The sequence below is a fragment of the Chloroflexota bacterium genome, assembly GCA_038040195.1.
In the GTDB taxonomy this organism is placed as follows: Bacteria; Chloroflexota; Limnocylindria; order QHBO01; family QHBO01; genus DASTEQ01.
On sequence record JBBPIR010000004.1, the window covers coordinates 59,194 to 75,999 of the forward strand.

General features: G+C 70.0%; 17 protein-coding genes. 13 read left to right on the top strand and 4 right to left on the bottom strand.

The window, feature by feature from the left end; all coding sequences use genetic code 11:
- Positions 1-16 precede the first annotated feature (16 nt).
- The 3 genes from AABM41_06540 to sodX all read left to right on the top strand — a co-directional run bounded on the left by AABM41_06540 (position 17) and on the right by sodX (position 1,522).
- Positions 17-598, top strand: coding sequence for a urate hydroxylase PuuD (locus AABM41_06540; protein ID MEK6191967.1), 582 nt, complete (start codon positions 17-19; stop codon positions 596-598).
- 67 nt (positions 599-665) lie between these two features.
- Positions 666-1,085, top strand: coding sequence for a superoxide dismutase, Ni (gene sodN / locus AABM41_06545; GenBank protein MEK6191968.1), 420 nt, complete (start codon positions 666-668; stop codon positions 1,083-1,085).
- Positions 1,082-1,522: a nickel-type superoxide dismutase maturation protease gene (gene sodX / locus AABM41_06550; GenBank protein ID MEK6191969.1), complete on the top strand. Its 441-nt coding sequence runs from the start codon at positions 1,082-1,084 to the stop codon at positions 1,520-1,522. Before sodN ends, sodX begins: the two co-directional genes overlap by 4 nt.
- Here sodX and AABM41_06555 read toward each other — a convergent pair.
- Complete coding sequence (locus AABM41_06555) at positions 1,512-1,904, bottom strand: hypothetical protein (GenBank protein ID MEK6191970.1); 393 nt, start codon at positions 1,902-1,904, stop codon at positions 1,512-1,514. The two genes, sodX and AABM41_06555, sit on opposite strands and share 11 nt — an antisense overlap.
- Positions 1,905-1,966: 62 nt before the next feature.
- Here AABM41_06555 and deoC point away from each other — a divergent pair, with 62 nt between their 5' ends.
- From deoC to AABM41_06580, 5 genes are all read left to right on the top strand, one after another.
- Complete coding sequence (deoC, locus tag AABM41_06560) at positions 1,967-2,887, top strand: deoxyribose-phosphate aldolase (protein MEK6191971.1); 921 nt, start codon at positions 1,967-1,969, stop codon at positions 2,885-2,887.
- Positions 2,888-2,902: 15 nt separating this feature from the next.
- A complete protein-coding gene (locus tag AABM41_06565) occupies positions 2,903-3,418 on the top strand; it encodes a sigma-70 family RNA polymerase sigma factor (protein MEK6191972.1) in 516 nt (171 codons plus the stop codon).
- Complete coding sequence (locus tag AABM41_06570) at positions 3,415-4,023, top strand: methylated-DNA--[protein]-cysteine S-methyltransferase (protein ID MEK6191973.1); 609 nt, start codon at positions 3,415-3,417, stop codon at positions 4,021-4,023. Before AABM41_06565 ends, AABM41_06570 begins: the two co-directional genes overlap by 4 nt.
- A gap of 89 nt (positions 4,024-4,112) precedes the next feature.
- Positions 4,113-5,573, top strand: coding sequence for an aldehyde dehydrogenase family protein (locus AABM41_06575; protein ID MEK6191974.1), 1,461 nt, complete (start codon positions 4,113-4,115; stop codon positions 5,571-5,573).
- Positions 5,574-5,587: 14 nt separating this feature from the next.
- The gene (locus AABM41_06580) at positions 5,588-6,592 is read left to right on the top strand and encodes an aldehyde dehydrogenase family protein (protein ID MEK6191975.1); all 1,005 of its coding nucleotides are present in this window, start codon (positions 5,588-5,590) and stop codon (positions 6,590-6,592) included.
- A gap of 95 nt (positions 6,593-6,687) precedes the next feature.
- Here AABM41_06580 and AABM41_06585 read toward each other — a convergent pair whose 3' ends face one another.
- The 3 genes from AABM41_06585 to AABM41_06595 form a co-directional block, all read right to left on the bottom strand.
- Positions 6,688-7,443 carry a helix-turn-helix transcriptional regulator gene (locus AABM41_06585; protein ID MEK6191976.1) on the bottom strand — a complete coding sequence of 252 codons (756 nt, stop codon included), beginning with the start codon at positions 7,441-7,443 and terminating at the stop codon, positions 6,688-6,690.
- Between the two features lie 174 nt (positions 7,444-7,617).
- The gene (mgtE, locus tag AABM41_06590) at positions 7,618-8,973 is read right to left on the bottom strand and encodes a magnesium transporter (GenBank protein ID MEK6191977.1); all 1,356 of its coding nucleotides are present in this window, start codon (positions 8,971-8,973) and stop codon (positions 7,618-7,620) included.
- A 201-nt stretch (positions 8,974-9,174) separates the two neighbouring features.
- Positions 9,175-9,849, bottom strand: a complete 675-nt coding sequence (locus AABM41_06595; GenBank protein ID MEK6191978.1) for a CGNR zinc finger domain-containing protein — start codon at positions 9,847-9,849, stop codon at positions 9,175-9,177.
- Between the two features lie 139 nt (positions 9,850-9,988).
- Between AABM41_06595 and AABM41_06600 the strand changes: the two genes are divergently transcribed.
- The 5 genes from AABM41_06600 (at position 9,989) to AABM41_06620 (ending at position 16,553) form a co-directional block, all read left to right on the top strand.
- A complete protein-coding gene (locus tag AABM41_06600) occupies positions 9,989-10,150 on the top strand; it encodes a hypothetical protein (protein ID MEK6191979.1) in 162 nt (53 codons plus the stop codon).
- Between the two features lie 81 nt (positions 10,151-10,231).
- On the top strand, positions 10,232-11,980 hold the full coding sequence (gene polX, locus AABM41_06605) for a DNA polymerase/3'-5' exonuclease PolX (GenBank protein MEK6191980.1): 1,749 nt from the start codon (positions 10,232-10,234) through the stop codon (positions 11,978-11,980).
- Entirely contained in the window at positions 11,977-12,765 is a 789-nt protein-coding gene (locus tag AABM41_06610) for a hypothetical protein (GenBank protein MEK6191981.1), read from the top strand. The genes polX and AABM41_06610 overlap by 4 nt, the downstream gene beginning before the upstream one ends.
- Before the next feature lie 126 nt (positions 12,766-12,891).
- On the top strand, positions 12,892-13,719 hold the full coding sequence (locus tag AABM41_06615) for a tetratricopeptide repeat protein (protein ID MEK6191982.1): 828 nt from the start codon (positions 12,892-12,894) through the stop codon (positions 13,717-13,719).
- A gap of 5 nt (positions 13,720-13,724) precedes the next feature.
- A complete protein-coding gene (locus AABM41_06620) occupies positions 13,725-16,553 on the top strand; it encodes a hypothetical protein (GenBank protein ID MEK6191983.1) in 2,829 nt (942 codons plus the stop codon).
- The last annotated feature ends 253 nt before the right edge of the window (positions 16,554-16,806 follow it).

Below are 16,806 nucleotides of genomic sequence, written 5' to 3' on the forward strand. Positions count from 1 at the left end.
GGAGGAGAGCGAGCCGATGTTCACACCGGAGGTCTTGATCGGCCTGCGCTGGGTCCACTTCGTGGCCGGCATCACCTGGATTGGTCTGCTGTACTGGTTCAACGTGGTCAACGTGCCGTTCCAGAAGGTCCTGGACCCATCGGTCAAGGGCCAGGTCAATCCACCCCTGTTCACCCGGGCCCTGGCCTGGTTCCGATGGTCAGCGGTGGTCACCGTGGTCGCCGGCCTGCTCTTGATCTGGGGCCTGTACTGGCAGGACGGCAACCTGTTCGGGAGCGACACCGAGATCACGATCTTCGCGGGCGGGCTGCTGGGCGTGGTCATGCTCGTCAACGTGTGGGCCTTCATCTGGCCCAGCCAGCGCCGGGTGCTGGCCGCCATGCGGGCCGGCGAGACGCCCGACCCCGCCTGGGCCCGGACCGCCCTATTGGCATCGCGGACGAACTTCGCCCTGTCGTTCCCGATGCTGTTCTTCATGGCCGGCTCGAGCCACTACCCGTTGGGCTGGACCGGAGTCGTGGTCGTCGGCGTGGTGCTTGCGGCGCTCGGCGCGGGCGTGGTCCTCACCGTGCAGAAGTACTGGGCTGCCCGCTTCTGAATCGTTTCCGAACCTGCTTCCACCGCGCTGCAATGCGCTTGCCCGCGGCGTGGGGGACAATCGGCGTATGTTGAACCTTCGCCGTCTCATCCACCCCACCCGCCGCGTGTCGGCGCACTGCGACCTGCCGTGCGGCATTTATGACCCCGATCAGGCGCGGATCGAGGCCGAGTCTTGTCTGCGGATCCTGGAGAAGTACGCCGCCAGCGATGACCGCCATTTCCGCGCACGATGCATCCATATCAAGGAGGAGCGCGCCGATCTCGTGATTCACCACCTCGACGACCTGTGGCACGACTATTTCAAGCCAGCCCACCTTGAGAAGTATCCAGATCTCCACGACACGTTCTGGATGGCTGCCAAGCAGGCGTCCGCCGTGAAGGGTTCGCTCGACGTCGAGGAAGCGCGGAAGCTGCTGACCATGATCGATCGCATCGGAGAGATGTGGAAGGCCACCGGGGGTCCGGAGAAGACCCGGGTCCAGTGATCCGCACGGTCATGGCGCGCCAGGCCTGGATCGCCGCCGCCGCCGGCGCGGCCGCGGTCATGGTCGGGCTTGGCTTCCTCGGTCGGCGGGTGCTGGGCCACCTGGACGCGGTCGAGGTTTCCGGACGCTCCATGGTCCCGACCCTGCGACCCGGCGACCGTCTGCTGGTCGAGACCTGGACCTACCGCCGACGCCCGCCACAGGTCGGGGAGGTGGTCGTCGCACCCGATCCCCGCGCTCCGACCCGCGAGCTGGTCAAGCGAGTGGCAGCCGTGGCCGACGGGCGCGTCTCCCTGCGCGGGGATGCCGCTCGCAGCACCGACTCCCGTCGGTTTGGCTTCGTTCCGCTGGCATCGGTGCGGGCCCGGGCGGCCTTTCGGTATTGGCCGCTGGCCCGAGCTGGCCTCATCCCGGCGAGGAGCGCCGTCAGCGACTGAGCGCGACCACCGCCTCGGCGCAGGCGGCGACGCCCACCGGCAACATCACCACCCCCGCGCCCGCCTCGGCCCCTACCAGCCAATCGGCGCCCGATCCCGGCCGGACCGCGATCCGCGCTGTCGCCGCCCGCTCTCGGACGAACCTCACCACCGGGCCTAGCCCCGCATCGCCGAACTCGGGCCGGATAGCCCCGGTGTCGATCACCACCAGGTCTGGCGGCCGCAGCACGATCGCCTGGTGGAGGCGGGCCGCGTCGTTGTAGAAGAAGACGAGCGCGCGATCGAGTCGCTCGTCGAGGATGCCCGCCAGCTCCCGGTCACGGGTCAGGCAGTAGACCAGCGGCTCGGCCGAACCGCCCAACGGCTCAGCGGGAGTGCCCACGGCCAGAGCGTATCATCGGCTCCGTGGCTCGAACCTCGCTCGCCCCGCGCAAGCCAGCCGGCCTGAGTGCCCCCCGTCACCAGGCCCTTGGCAACCTGCTGGGGCGGGTGTGGGCGGTGGACCAGGTGGGGATCGAGGAGCGCGCGGCCATGCTCGCCCGCCGCAGCATCAAGCGCGAGTCCAAGCTGTGGGCGCTCGACCTGGCGATCCGGATGATCGACCTCACCACCCTGGAGGGGAAGGACACGCCCGGCAAGATCCGGGCCCTGGCCGGCAAGGCCGTCCGCCCCGATCCCACCGACCCCACCATTCCATCGGTGGCCGCCCTGTGCGTGTACCCGAACATGATCGGCCCGGCCAAGGAAGCCCTGCGCGGCTCGACTGTCAAGGTCGCCGCGGTGACCACCTACTTCCCCTCCGGCCAGGCGCCGCTGACCGTCAAGCTCGAGGACGTGCGCCAGGCGCTGGCCGCGGGCGCCGATGAGATCGACATGGTCATGGACCGCGGTGCGTACCTGGCCGGCGACTACGGGAAGGTCTACGACGAGATCGTATCGGTCAAGCAGGCGTGCGGGGACACCCACCTCAAGGTCATCCTGGAGACCGGTGAGTTGGAGACCTACGACAACGTGCGCCGGGCATCGGTGCTGGCCATGGCCGCCGGGGCCGATTTCATAAAGACCTCCACCGGCAAGATCCAGCCCGCCTCTACCCTGCCCGTGACGCTGGTCATGCTGGAAGCCATCCGCGACTTCCACGCCCAAACCGGGCGTGCGGTGGGCATGAAGCCGGCCGGCGGGATCCGCACCTCCCGGGAGGCCATCGCCTATCTGACGGTGCTGTACGAGACCCTCGGGCCGGACTGGATGACGCCGGACCGATTCCGGTTCGGTGCGTCAACGCTGCTGAACGACGTGCTGATGCAGATTCGCAAGGAGCGGACCGGGCGCTACAGCGGGAGCGACTACTTCACCATCGACTAGCCGTACCCTTGGCCGGTGCCTCACGTTTCGCCCCGACCGCGCGTTTCAAGACGTGTGAGCCTGCCGCCGTTCCAGCGCCTGGTCGACGACCACGCCACCGAGCTGCATCGGTTCCTGGTGGGTTGCGTCGGGCCTGACATGGCCGAGGACTGCCTGCAGGACACGCTGATCGCCGCCCTGCGAGCGTACCCACGCCTGCGTCACGCCGAGAACCTTCGTGCGTGGCTGTACACGATCGCGCACCGCAAGGCGACCGACATCATCCGCCTTCGCGCGCGACGACCGAAAACGGTTCAGCTCAATGGGATGGGTCCGGCAGAACCCCGAACAGCGCCCGCCGCACTCCCCGACGATGGGCTGTGGGCCGCGGTCCGGGCGTTGCCCGCCAAGCAGCGCGAGGCCGTGGTGCATCGGTATGTTGTGGACCTCGACTACCGCCAGATCGCCGAACGGATGGGCACCAGCTCCGAAGCAGCCCGACAGAACGTGAGCGCCGGCCTGCGCCGGCTGAGAATTGAGGTAGACCGATGACCGAGCTTGAGCGGCGGCTAGCCCGTCCCGCCACGCCAGACCTGGATCCCGCGCGGGTCACCGTCGAGCTGGCGCGCCGCGCCGATGCGGAGGGGCTGCTCGATGTCGCATGGTCGACCCTCGACACGCCCCTGGGCCCGATCGCGGTATTCGTGACGCCCCGCGGCCTGGTCCGGATTGCCTACGATCGCGAGAATTTTGGCGCGGTGGCGGACGAGGTCGCCGAACGCGTCTCGCCCCGCGTTCTGCTGGCCCCGCGGCGCACCGATGCGGTGCGAGCGCAGCTGGACGCCTATTTCGCAAAGGGGCGGCGGGTATTCGACCTGCCCATCGACTGGACGCTGGTCCGCGGCTTCAACCAGGGTGTGCTGCGCGCCACGGCGGCCATCCCGTACGGGGAGGTCGCGAGCTACGGGGACGTGGCCTCGGCCGCCGGTTCGCCCCGTGGCGCCCGCGCGGCGGGCAACGCCCTGGCCGGAAACCCCATCCCGATCGTCGTGCCCTGCCACCGGGTCATTCACGCCGATGGTGGCCTGGGCGGCTACACCGGCGGCCTGGAGACCAAGCGCTTCCTGCTCAAGCTCGAAGGAGCGCGACCCAGCTAGCGCGTTTCGGGCCGCGATCGGTCCATAATCGGTCGCATATGGCGCTGACCAAGAAGCCGGAGACGCGGCCCGCCCCTGCCTCGTGGGGCATGGCCGCCCGAGGCGTGCCGTGGGAGTACGCCGCCGCTCCGGAGTCCACCGACCACATCCGGATCGAGCGCGAGTACGGGCTGTTCATCAACAACGCCTTCTCGCCGGCCCGCCCAAGGGCCACCTTCGACGTCATCAATCCGGCCACCGAAGAGGTCCTGTCCAAGGTCGCGCGGGCCAGCAAGGCGGACGTCAATCGGGCCGTGACCGCCGCACGCCAAGCCCACGACACGACCTGGTCGCGCCTGCCCGGCAGGGAGCGCGCCAAGTACCTCTACCGGATCGCCCGGATCATGCAGGAGCGCTCCCGCGAGTTCGCCGTGGTCGAGACCATGAACTCCGGCAAGCCAATCAAGGAGAGCCGCGACGTCGACGTCCCGTTGGCAGCGGCCCATTTCTTCTACTACGCGGGCTGGGCCGACAAGCTGGACTACGCATTCCCCAACCGTCGCCCGACGTCATTGGGCGTGGCCGCGCAGATCATCCCCTGGAACTTCCCGCTCCTGATGCTGGCCTGGAAGATCGCGCCCGCCCTGGCCTGCGGCAACACGGTCATCCTGAAGCCCGCCTCAACAACCCCGCTTACCGCCTACTTATTTGCCGACGTCGTCCGTCAGGCGGAGCTCCCGCCGGGGGTCGTGAACATCATCACCGGGCCGGGCGAGATTGGGATGGAGCTGGTCCGCCATCCGCTGGTCGACAAGGTCGCGTTCACCGGCTCGACCGCCGTCGGCAAGCTCATCGGCCGCGCCATCGCCGGCACCCACAAGAAGGCGACCCTGGAGCTGGGCGGCAAGGCGGCCAACATCGTGTTCGACGACGCGCCGCTGGACCAGGCCATTGAGGGCATCATCAACGGCATCTACTTCAACCAGGGCGAGGTGTGCTGCGCCGGTTCGCGCCTGTTCGTGCAGGAGTCGGTCTATGAGCCGCTGCTGGACAAGTTGAAGGACCGATTGTCGACGCTCCGCGTCGGCGACCCACTCGACAAGAACACCGATGTCGGGGCCATCAACTCCGCCGGCCAGCTGGCCAAGATCGCGGAGCTGGTGGAATCGGGCATCGCGGAGGGGGCCGAGATCTTCCAGCCCGACTGCGTCCTGCCCGACAAGGGCTTTTTCTTCCGGCCCACCCTCTTCACCGGCGTGTCGCAGAGCCACCGCATCGCGCAGGAGGAGATTTTCGGGCCGGTCCTGTCGGTCCTCACCTTCCGGACCCCGGAGGAGGCGGTCGAAAAGGCGAACAACACCCCCTACGGCCTGTCGGCCGGGGTGTGGACCGAGAAAGGGAGCCGGATCTTCAAGATGATCGGCGCCATGAAGGCCGGGGTGGTGTGGGCCAACACCTTCAACCGCTTCGACCCCTCCTCACCCTTCGGCGGGTACAAGGAGTCCGGCTATGGGCGTGAGGGCGGCCGCCACGGGCTGGCGGGCTACCTGCGCCTGGACGGCGCGGCCTAGGCCGATCCGGACCGATGGCCACCGCTCGCCGACCCGCGGCCCAGAATCGCACCGCCACGCGACGCCGCGCGGCCCGCGCTACGGTCCTGTACGCCCGCGCCCCGGCGCCGCTGGCCCTGCGGGACGGGGCCGGGACCGCCGTGGAGCGGCTCGGCGTCCGCAAGACCTACAAGCTCTTCATCGGCGGCGAGTTTCCGCGCACGGAGTCGGGGCGGTCGTACCTGGTCTACGGGGCGCGGGGCGAGCTGTTGGCCAACGCGTGCCGGGGGACGCGCAAGGACATCCGCGACGCGGTGCGGGCCGCACGCAAGGCGCAGCCGGAATGGGCGACCAAGACCGCCTTCAACCGGGGCCAGGTTCTGTACCGAATCGCCGAGCTCATGGAGGGTCGGCGTGACCAGTTCGTGGCCGACGTCATGGCCGCCGAGGGCGTGGGCAAGCAACGCGCGCGGCGCCTGGTGGACGCGGCCATCGACCGCTGGGTGTGGTACGCCGGCTGGGCCGACAAATTCCCGCAGATCCTGGGCAACGTGAACCCGGTCGCCGGGTCGTACTTCAACTTCAGCATCCCCGAGCCCACCGGCGTGGTTGGGATCATCGCGGCCCAGGACTCGGCGCTCCTCGGGCTCGTGAGCCGGCTGGCGCCCGTCATCGTGTCCGGGAACGCGGCGGTCGTCATCGCCAGCCAGACGCGCCCGCTGCCGGCCATTACCCTGTCCGAGGTGATTGCCACCTCCGACGTCCCAGGCGGCGTCGTGAACGTCATCACCGGCTTGCGCCGCGAGCTCGTCGGCCACCTGGCCAGCCACATGGACGTCAACGCCCTGGACGGTTTCGGCCTGGAAGCGGCGGCGGTGACCGCCGTGGAGGAGGCGGCCACCGACAACGTGAAGCGCTTCGCGCGCCCCCCATCAGGCGGACTGGACGGCTACGACTGGCTCGCCCCAGCCGCCCAGTCGCCGTACCTCATCGGCGAGTTCGTCGAGATCAAGACCGTCTGGCATCCCATCGGCGTCTGACCAGGCCGGCTACGCCGCTGCCGTCCCGTCTTCCTGGAGCGCCAGCTACACATGACTGACATCAAGCGCAGGTGGCGCTTGGGGCACCGATTCAGTCACACGTGACTCCCATCACGTCGGTTCGGACCTTCGCTCTCGTTGCCAGTCACCCGTAACTCGGATCCGCGGCCCGAACGTAAAGGTCGGATCCACAACAGCCCATCCCGGTTCAGAGCCACGCCGCCACGCAGCGCCGCCAACACCTCCCGCGATGACGCGGGTAGGGCCGCTCGAACGACGCTACCCACGCCTCGGACCGCCGAACGATTGCGTTCGGACTCGCGAAGAGCCATCACGAACGCGAGTTTGATGCCGGCCCTGCGCTCCAGCCCGTCCCGCTTCAGCTGGCCCTTCCGCAGCTGGGCCTGCAGATCAACGAGCGCCGATTCGAGCTCGATGTGGATGCCGAACGAGCGCCCAAGCAACAGAACGTCGGCAGCCTGTCCATTCTGATCGCCCACCGGCGCCTCGAGGCTGAGCCGCCAGCTGGGGTGCGCTTCCACTCGGATCATCTCGGTTAGAGCGATCTGGCCGCTATCCCGAAGCCGCACCCCAGCTCCGGGAAAGGCGCGCAGCGACAGATCCATCCCGAGGGCGGAGAACACGCTCCCAATGATCATGACCGATAGACGGGCGTCGCCGGCTTCCAGTCGCCCCACACTGGTCTGGGACACTCTTGCCCGGCTCGCCACGGCGGCCTGGGACATTCCTTCAGCCACCCGCGCCATCCGCGCATCGGTTCCAAGTCGTTGGATCTGATGCTGAATGCGGGTCCGGGCGGCGTTGGCCGGCTCTGCCCTGGCACCACCCATGCAGTAAGCCTACTGACCGGTGCATACCGCGGACTTATCGGTCAGTCACGTCAGACTCGCATCTCGCGCGGTCGGCGCTTGCGGCACCGTTTCAGCCACTCAGGGCTGACGGCCCGTCGCTTCGGGCGTCCGCTCTCGTTACAAGTCACTCCTGCCTCGGAATGCCGAAGGGCGTCAGAGGTTGAGCACCAGGCGGGCGATCTCGAAGTAGATGATCAGCCCGGTCCCATCCACCACGGTCGTGATCAGCGGCGCCGAGACGACCGCTGGATCGACCCGCAATCGGCGAAGGACCAGCGGCAGGGCGGCGGCGACGGTCGCCGCCCACACGCAGATGGCGATGATCGTGAGGGCCACCACGACCCCGATATCGGCGCTCACCCCCAGCAGCTCGGCCCGCACGAACGCGGCCACGGCCATGACCCCGCCCAGGACCAGTGCCACCCGCATCTCCTTGAAGACGATCCACGCGATGTCGCGCATCGCGACCTCGTTGAGGGCCATGGCCCGCACGATGAGCGTGACCGTCTGGCTGCCGATGTTGCCGCCGGTGCCGATGAGCAGGGGGATGAAGAAGCTCAGGGCCACCACATCGGTCAATTCGCCCTGGAAGTTCTGGAGCACGGTGCCGGTGTATCCCGCCGCCACGAAGAGGAGCAGGAGCCAGATCACGCGCTTGCGCACCAGGAGCGGGACACTCGCCAGGCGGTAGGGCAGGTTCAACGGCTGCGAGCCACCCAGCCGCTCGATGTCCTCGGTGGCCTCGGCCTGGAGGACGTCGGCCACGTCGTCCTCGGTGATGATTCCCAGCAGGTGGTCCTCATCGTCGACGACCGGGATGGCCAACAGGTTGCGGTCGGTCAGCAGCCGGGCCGCAGCCTCCTGGTCGGCGGATGCCCGAACCCGGACCGTGGTCGGGGCCATGAGCTCGCTCACGGGCGTCTCGCCGGGGCTCAGGAGGAGCCGATACAGGGACAGAACGCCAAGCAGGTGGCGTTCGGCGTCCACGACATAGACGTAGTTCACCGTCTCCGCCTCGTCCACCAGGCGACGAATGGCCGAGATGGCCTGGTCGCTGGTCGCGTCGGCGGCGACCGCCACGAAGGCGGGAGTCATGATCCCGCCGGCGCTGTCGGGTGGATACGCCGCCAGGCCGCGGATCTCGGCCGCATCCTCGGCGCGCATGCGGACCAGGATCTGGTCCATGGCCAGGGAGGGGAGGTTCTCCAGGACGTCGGCCGCGTCGTCGGGGTCCATCTCCTCCAGGAGGGCGGCGGCCTCCGGCTCGGCCAGGGTCCGCAGGATGCGGGCCGCCTCGACCGGTGGCAGCTCCTCGAGCAGGGCCGGGATTTCCTCGTCCGGCAGCCATTGCAGGAGCACGGCCACCTCCCCCGGTTCCAGCTGGGGGACCAGGTCAGCCCACTCGGGCGGACCGATGCGCTCGGCGAGGCCGCGCACACCCTCCTCCTCGCGCTCGCGAATGAGAGCCTGCACCTCGGCGAGCAGCTCGCCGGTCTCCACGGAGCTCATCGGACCACCTCCTCGTCAGCGCCGCGGGAGGGCATGCAATGACCACCTCGTCGCGGCCCCGTGATTGGGATACGCGCCGGGTGGTCGTCGATCGCCGGGTCCGCCGGATCGGGTCTCGCTAGGCGGTCACCTCGGCGTCGGCCGGCCGACGGCGCGCGGATATCGGGGTTTGGAACCAGCGTCCACTGGGGCGATTCGGCCTCAGATGCGGATTGATCCGATTCTAGTGTGCGGCACCGCCGTCGGGAAGTGCTGGGGGAACGTCGCCTCACGGACTCGGGCGCGGTGACGGGCGGCCTTGGCCTGGTTGCCGCAGGTCCGCATGTCGCACCAACGCCGCCGCCCGGTGGGGGAGCGGTCGATGAAGATCTCCAGGCACCCCTGGTTGTCGCAGATCCTCAGCTGGCGGGCCGCGCGCCCGGCCAAGAAGTCGGCCAGGGTTCCAGCGATCGTGGCCCGGGCCTGGTCCAGGCGGTCGCCGACCCGTGCCAGCCCGTATTGGGTCCCATCGGTGCTTACCTCCAGCTGGTGATAGTGGAGGCCGTGGCGCAGGATGTGGTTCAGGGCCCGCACGTTCTCCCGGCCCACCTGGTCGGTATCGGTGACCTCGGTCGCGATGCCGCGGATGAGATCGCGCAGGTCGTGGAACCGCTCGATCCGGCGCGCGGCCTCGTCGGGATCGTCCCGCAGGTGCGCCCGCTCGGCGCTCGCCGCTCGATCCGACAGCAGGCGCGCCTTGCGCAGCCAGCCGATGAGGGCGTCCGCATCCGCGACCTCGTCCGCCGGCCGGCCGTGGGTGAAGGCCAGGGTGTTCACGAAGCGGACCCACAGATCGCTGGAGGGCGGTTCGGGCAGGAAGTCGCGCGTTCGATTCATGGCGGTAACCATTATAGGGCCCTTGACAAGTTACTGACACTCTCTTAGTATCAGTAACCGATAGTGACATTGTGAACAGTTACCGATGCCTCCGGTTCGCCCGGCGGGGAATTATCGGGAATACACAGGAGGAACCAGGATGAGCCGCGGTCTGACATATATGGCTTTGATCGCATCCATCCGCCAGCGCGAGCTGCTTGAGGAGGCGCATCGGGAGCGGTATCACACCGAGATCCCGCGTCGCCGCCGAAGCCGAATCTTCGGCCTGAGCCTGCCGCGCGCGCTGCGCCGGACGCGATAAGACCACCACAACCGAAGACGCCGGGCCGACGGGCCCGGCTTCTTTCGTTTTCCGATGAGTGTCGGTTCGTAGAATGACCGGATGCCGCGACCCCAGGCCGCTCGGCGTTCGGCGTCCACCGGGCTGTCCAACGCCGAGCTGGCCGCCACCTTTCGCGAGATCGGTGACCTTCTCGACCTCCTCGACGAGGTCCCGTACAAGGCGGTCGCCTACCGTCGGGTGGCCGATGCCATCGAGCGCTATCCAGCCGACCTCGCCCCGCTGGTGTCTGCCGGCCGAACGCCCAAGATCCCGGGCGTGGGCCCGGCCATCGGCGCCCGACTGACCGAGCTGGGCACCACCGGCAAGCTGGAGTACCACCAGCGGCTGCGCGAGCAGGTCCCGCCCGGGCTGCTCGACGTGCTCCACATTAGCGGCGTCGGGCCGCGCACCGCGCGCCAGCTCCACATCGAGCTGGGCATCACCTCGGTCGACGAGCTGCGCGCCGCGGCCGAGACCGGGCGCGTGCGCGAGGTGTCGGGCCTCTCGGCGCGCACCGAGCAGAACATCCTGGAGGGCATCGCGCGGCTCGACCGCCAATCGGATCGGCTGCTGCTGCACGAGGCGGATCGATTGGCCAACGAGATCCTCGACGGCCTCCGGCGCGTGCCGGGCGTCCGGCGCCTGGAGGCCGCCGGCTCGCTTCGCCGGCGCCTGGCGACCATCGGTGACCTGGACTTGCTCGCCGCCTGCGACGACCCGGCCGAGCTGGTGCGCGCCTTCGAAGGCCTGTCCACCATCAACCGCGTGATCGCCTCGGGAACCGATAAGGCGAGCGTCGTGCTCGCCGTCGACGGCGACCGGCAGGTGGATCTCATGCTGTGCCGGCCCGAGGCGTGGGGGTCGCACCTGGTCCACTTCACCGGCAGCAAGGAGCACAACGTCACGCTCCGGGCCCGAGCCCTGGATCGCGGGCTTTCCCTCAGCGAGAAGGGGTTCCGGGTGGTGGACACCGGGGAGCTGCTGCTGGCGGCCGACGAGGAGGAGGTCTACGCCCGACTGGACCTGCCGTGGATCGCCCCCGAGCTGCGCGAGGGTGAGGGCGAGATCAGCGCGGCGGCAGACGGGCGCCTCCCGCACCTGGTCGAACGCGCGGACATCCGCGGCGACACCCACACCCACTCGTCCTGGACCGATGGCGTGGATGACATTGCGACCATGGCCAACGCCGCCCGGGCGACGGGCCTGGAGTACATGGTCCTGACCGATCACTCCCCGTCGCTGGGCGTGACCCGTGGTCTGTCACCCGAACGGGTGGCCGAGCAGCGCGCCGAGATTGGGCGCCTGAACGCGGAGCTGGACCCGTTCCGCATCCTGCACGGCACCGAGATGGAGATCCACGCCGACGGCTCGCTCGACTACCCCGACGAGCTGCTGGCCGGCTTCGATGTCGTGGTGGCAAGCATCCACACCGCCCGCAGCCAGCCCACCGAACAGCTGACCCGGCGCGCCCTGGCCGCCATCGAGAACCCGCACGTCGACATCCTGGCCCACCCGACCGGACGCATCGTGAACCGCCGCGACCCGGTGTCGTACGACTGGCCGCAGCTGTTCGAGGCGGCGGCTCGCACCGGGACCCTGCTCGAGATCAACGGCAGCCCGCGCCTGGACCTCGACGAGCGGCTGGCCCGGGATGCGGCCCGCGCCGGTGTCCGGCTGACGCTGGCCAGCGATGCCCACCGCACCGAGGAGCTCGGGTACCTCGACTACGCCGTCGGCGTGGCGCGCCGAGCGTGGCTGGAACCGGATCAGATCGCCACCACCCGTGGCGCGAAGGACCTGCTCGGATGAGCGCCGTGGCCGACGGACGCCGGATGCTGCGCGCAGGGCGGGTGCGCAGCGCCCGGGCGGTCAAGCGGGCCGGGCCGCTCGCCCTGCCCCTCCTGCTGGCCGCCCTCGTGGCTGCCGGCTGGGCCGTCGATCCGGTGGCCCTGGCCATAGTCCTGGCGCTTGAGCTGGCTCTTGCTGGCCTGGGGACGGCGGCCCTGCTGGGGGCCGTGCGTCCGTCGATCGGCTATGCGCGTTACGCCATCCTGGCCGTGGTCGCGGTATCGGTCACCCTCGCCGGACGGCAGCTGCCGGACGGCATCGGCCCGTTGGCCGCCCCTGTCGCCTGGGCGTTCCTGTGGTGGACCCTCAACACCGAGCGGAAGGGGGCGACCAAGCGCAGTGGCCGGCTGGCATTGGACCTGTTCCTGGTGTTGACCGTGTTCGCCGCCGCCGTCGGCCTGGCGGGGCTGCTGCCGCCCGAGCTGTGGCTGTTGCAGATTGTCCTGCTGGGCATCCTCACCTCCGTCGCGTGTCTGCGCGCGGCCGAGGCACGGGGCGCGCTCGGGGTACCCGCCGTCGGCCACGCGGCGCTGCACCTGCTCGTCGTCCTCCAGGTGGCCACGGCCCTCATGCTGCTGGAGCTTCCCCAGCCGGTGGGGCCTGCGCTGATTGCGCTGACCTTTCATTCGTGGAGTGGGGCCGCCGACGCCCTGGAGTCCGGCACCTCCGACCGCGCCGTGGTGCTGGAATACGGTTCGCTGGCCGCCATCGGCGCCATCGTGGCCCTCTTCCTGAGCCGCGCCTGACCAGCGCCGAAATCGCGTTGACACCATGAGGGGGCGGTGATACAAATTGGCGCCCTCCGACGGTCCCGCCTGCCGCACGCGGTGCCGTTCGCCCACTGATCACGCCGCGGGGAGAGTCGCGCGCCCATGACCGCCGGGGATCCGGACGCCACCATCCGGCAACGCCGCCAGCTGGCCGACATCGCGATTGGCCAGGCGACGCGCGGCGAGTGGCCGGCTGCGGTCGAGACCAACCAGCAGATCATCGAGCTGGGCGGCGACGTCGACGCCTACAACCGGCTGGGCAAGGCGCTGAGCGAGCTCGACCGCCACCCGGAGGCGCTGGAGGCCTACCAGGCCGCCCTGGAGCGGGAGCGGACCAACCGGATCGCAGAGCGCAACATCGAGCGCCTCGAGGCGTTGCTGACCGCCGCGGATGCCGCCCGCGGCGACCGCCACGCGGCCCGCGCGCCGGCTGCCCTGTTCATCGAGGAGATGGGCAAGACCGGCAGCGCGCGGCTCATCAACTTGGCGCCCGCCAAGCAGCTGGCCCCCCTGTCACCCGGCGACGCGATCGAGCTGCAGGCCGCGGACGAGGAGCTGGAAGCCCGGGTGCGCGGCCTGAAGGTGGGCCAGGTTGAGCCGCGGGTGGCGAATCGGCTCCTGAAGCTGATGGCCAAGGGAAATCGGTATGAGGCGGCCCTGACCACCATCCGCGACGACGACCTCCGCCTCATCATCCGCGAGGTGTTCGCCGACCCGGCGAATTTCGGGACCGTGTCCTTCCCGGGCGCGGCCGCCGGGCGCACGGGTGACGTCCGACCGTACATGAAGGGCACCGCCCTCCGGTACGATGACGACGAAGAGTCGGAGGAGCCCGAAGAGGAGCCGGAGGAGGTCGAGGAGCTCGACACCTCCCTTCCGGAGCTCTCGAGCGAGCCCGAAGAGGAAGAGGAACTGCTCGAAGAGACCTAGCGCTCATGACCGAGGCCGAACGGAAGAGACTTGACCACGTCGTCCTTCCTAGGCGGCTTCCCGGCCTCGCCCTGCTGGAGCGCTACTTCCCCTCGCCGGCGGATAACGTCCTCGACGCCGAGCTGGCCTCGTTCGCCGCATCGGGCGACACGATCCTCGACCCGTGGTCCGGGACCGGGTGGACCGCTCGGCGCGCCGTGGCGCACGGGATGCGGGTGGTCGCGGCCGAGGCCAGCCCGTTCGCCCAGATGGCGGCGCAGGCCTTCCTGCTCGCGCCCGAAGTGGCCGCGGTGGATGCCGCCTTTGCCCAGCTGGCTTCCTCGCGGCGGGTGGACATCCCGCTCCGCCAGCACATCGAGGAGCTGTACGCGTCGCGCTGTCCGGTTTGCAACCGCCCGGTCGTGGCCGATGAGTTCATCTGGCCGCGGGACGCGGATGCGCCGGGGCGCAAGGTCTACCGCTGCACCGCCTGTGACATCGCCCTCGGCGGAGCCGACGAGCGCGTGGCTCCGGTCGACGAGACGGACTACGCCAAGCTGGGGCTGGAACCGCCCCGGCCGCAGGCCGCCGAGCCGGCCGTGGAGCCGGCGGCCGATGCCGACGAGGACCTGCCCCCCGCCCCGGTGGGCCTGATCGGGGATCCTCTCCCGGTCGAGCCGCCCATCCTGGCCCCCCTCGGCGAACCGGGTGGTCCGCCGCCTCCGCCGGCCCGGGCGCCGGATCCGCCGGTGTCGTTCCCATCCGGTGAGGGGCCGCGGTACGCCTCCACCGTGCGGCCGACGCCGGTGCCCGGGCCGGTCGGGACCGATATCCGCCAGGGGCTGGCCTACCAGCAGATGCACGACCGGTTCCCCGTGCTCGACGACCGGCGCGACGTCGTGGACGAAGTGCTCGACCTGTACACCGCGCGCAACCTGTACGCCCTGCAGGCGATCGCCAACAAGATCGACGCTGAGTTCCACGACCAGCCCCTGGCGGCGGTGTTCCGCCTCGCGCTGGCCGGCTGTCTGCTCCCCGCCAGCCGGCTGAACGGCTACCCCGGGCGTGTCGCTTCGCTCCGGATCAGCGGCGGCCACGTCCGCCAACCGGCCTCGCGCCATAACCGCGAGGTCAACGTGTGGCGCCTGTTCGAGGTCGCCTACCAGGACGTACGGACCGCGCTGGCCGCGCTGGGCCGCGATCGGCGTCCGGTGCGATTCGCCGCCGATCTGGACGAGCTGGGCGGCATGAATGCCGCCAATCTGCTGTGGATCCGGTGCCGCCCCGCGGTGGTGGGCCAGTACCTGCCGCCCGAAAGCGTGGACCTCGTGATCGGCGCCCCACCACCGCCGGAGAGCGTGGACGAGCTGAGCTTCGAGTACCTGGCCACCGCCTGGCTGCTGGGACGGGAAGCTGCCGAGACGCTTCGCCTGGAGCCGCTCTTCGGCGGCGGCTCGTCCCGCGCCGATGGCGCGGAGGTGACCGCCTACCGCCACGCCATGGCCTCCGCCGCGGGGGCCCTCAAGCCCGGCGGCTGGTTCTGCGTCCTGCTGGAGGGCGATGACCCGGACCGGGTCCTCGCGGTGGCCATGGCCGCCGCGGCCGCGGAGCTGGAGCTGATGCATGCCATTCCCCGGGAGTCGGGCCGGGTGGGAGACGGTGTGGCGCTCCATTTCCGTCGCGCGTCGGCCGAGGATCGGCTCCGGGACGCGGTCCGACCCAAGCCGCTGCGCCTGGGCGCGGAAGGCGGTCACCTGACGTATCCGGAGCTGGCGGGCGCCATCGAGCGAGCCACGGTGGGGCTGCTCCGCGACCGCGGCGAGCCGGCCGGCCTGGCGCGGATCGCATGCGCGGTGCTGATCGAGCTGGAGCGGACCGGCCTGCTGCGGCGCCTGGTGCAGGCCCGATCGCCGGACGAGGACGACGATGGAGCCACCCCGCGCGAGGAGGAGCTGGTCGGCCGGGTGGAGCGCGCCGGTCCCGCCCTGCTGGCCGTCCTTCTCCGCGAGGAGCTATGGCGCGACGACCACCCCAGCCTCGAGCGGATCGCCGATGCCCAGCGCCCCGTCTGGTGGCTGCGTGAGCCCGCCCTGGCTGACGGGACACTGGCCGACCGCGTCGAATGGGCGACCTTCTCGCTTGTCACCACGGCTGGCCGCCTGGACGAAGCCGGGTTCCTGGACCGGATCTTCGCCCTGTTCCCGGGGACGGCGTCGCCTGACGAGGAGCTCGTCCGCGCGTGCCTGGGCGCCTATGCCGCGGTCGGGGATCACGGTCAGCTGCGGAGCGAGGAGGACCTCGCGACCCGAATCGCCGATCACACGCGGGTTTTGGCCACCATCGTCGAATTCGGGCATCGGCTCGGGCTGCGGACGTGGGTCAGCCGGCGTGAGCAGGAGCGTCCGTGGCGGGATGCCACGCTCGGTGACCTGCTGCGCGAGGACGAGCGGCGAACGTACCTGCCGCTCGTGATCCGTGCGCCGGCCGATGTGCTGGGCGCCGTGGATGGGCTGTGGTACGTCCGCAATCGGTCCAGCTACCTGTTCGAGGTTGAATGGACGGCCATGATTGGCGAGGCCGTCCTGCGCCGCGGCAGCCAGATCCCGACGTCGGAGCAGCAGGCCCGGTTCCTGGTCATTCCCGCCGAGCGGACCGACCTGCTGCGGCTGAAGCTCGATCGCTCACCGTGGCTGCGGGCCGAGGTCGAGCGCCAGAACTGGCACGTCCTGAAGTGGCCGCACCTGGAAGCCCTGGTGGCGCGCGACGGCGCTCGGATCGAGTGGCTGGAGCCCATGATCGGCCTGGACCCGCTGGTCGAGCGCGGCGGCAAGCAGCTCACCATGTTCGGGGAGTGAGTCCGTGACCGAGCCCCATGGGCCCAGAGTGCGCTGACGCGGCCCGAGTAGTCACCTGCGACTGGCAACGCGCCTAAGCCGCGGAATCTCGGGGCCCGCATTCACACCTGACTGGTTGGCTGGCCCTGGCAGGTCCCACGCAGGATGCCAGTCACTGGTGACTGCCCATCCGTAGTCATGCCGGCCGGCTTGACCGGCGCCCGTATAGTCGAATTCGGGAGTGCCGCGGTTCCCCCCTGCGGCACTCCCGTTC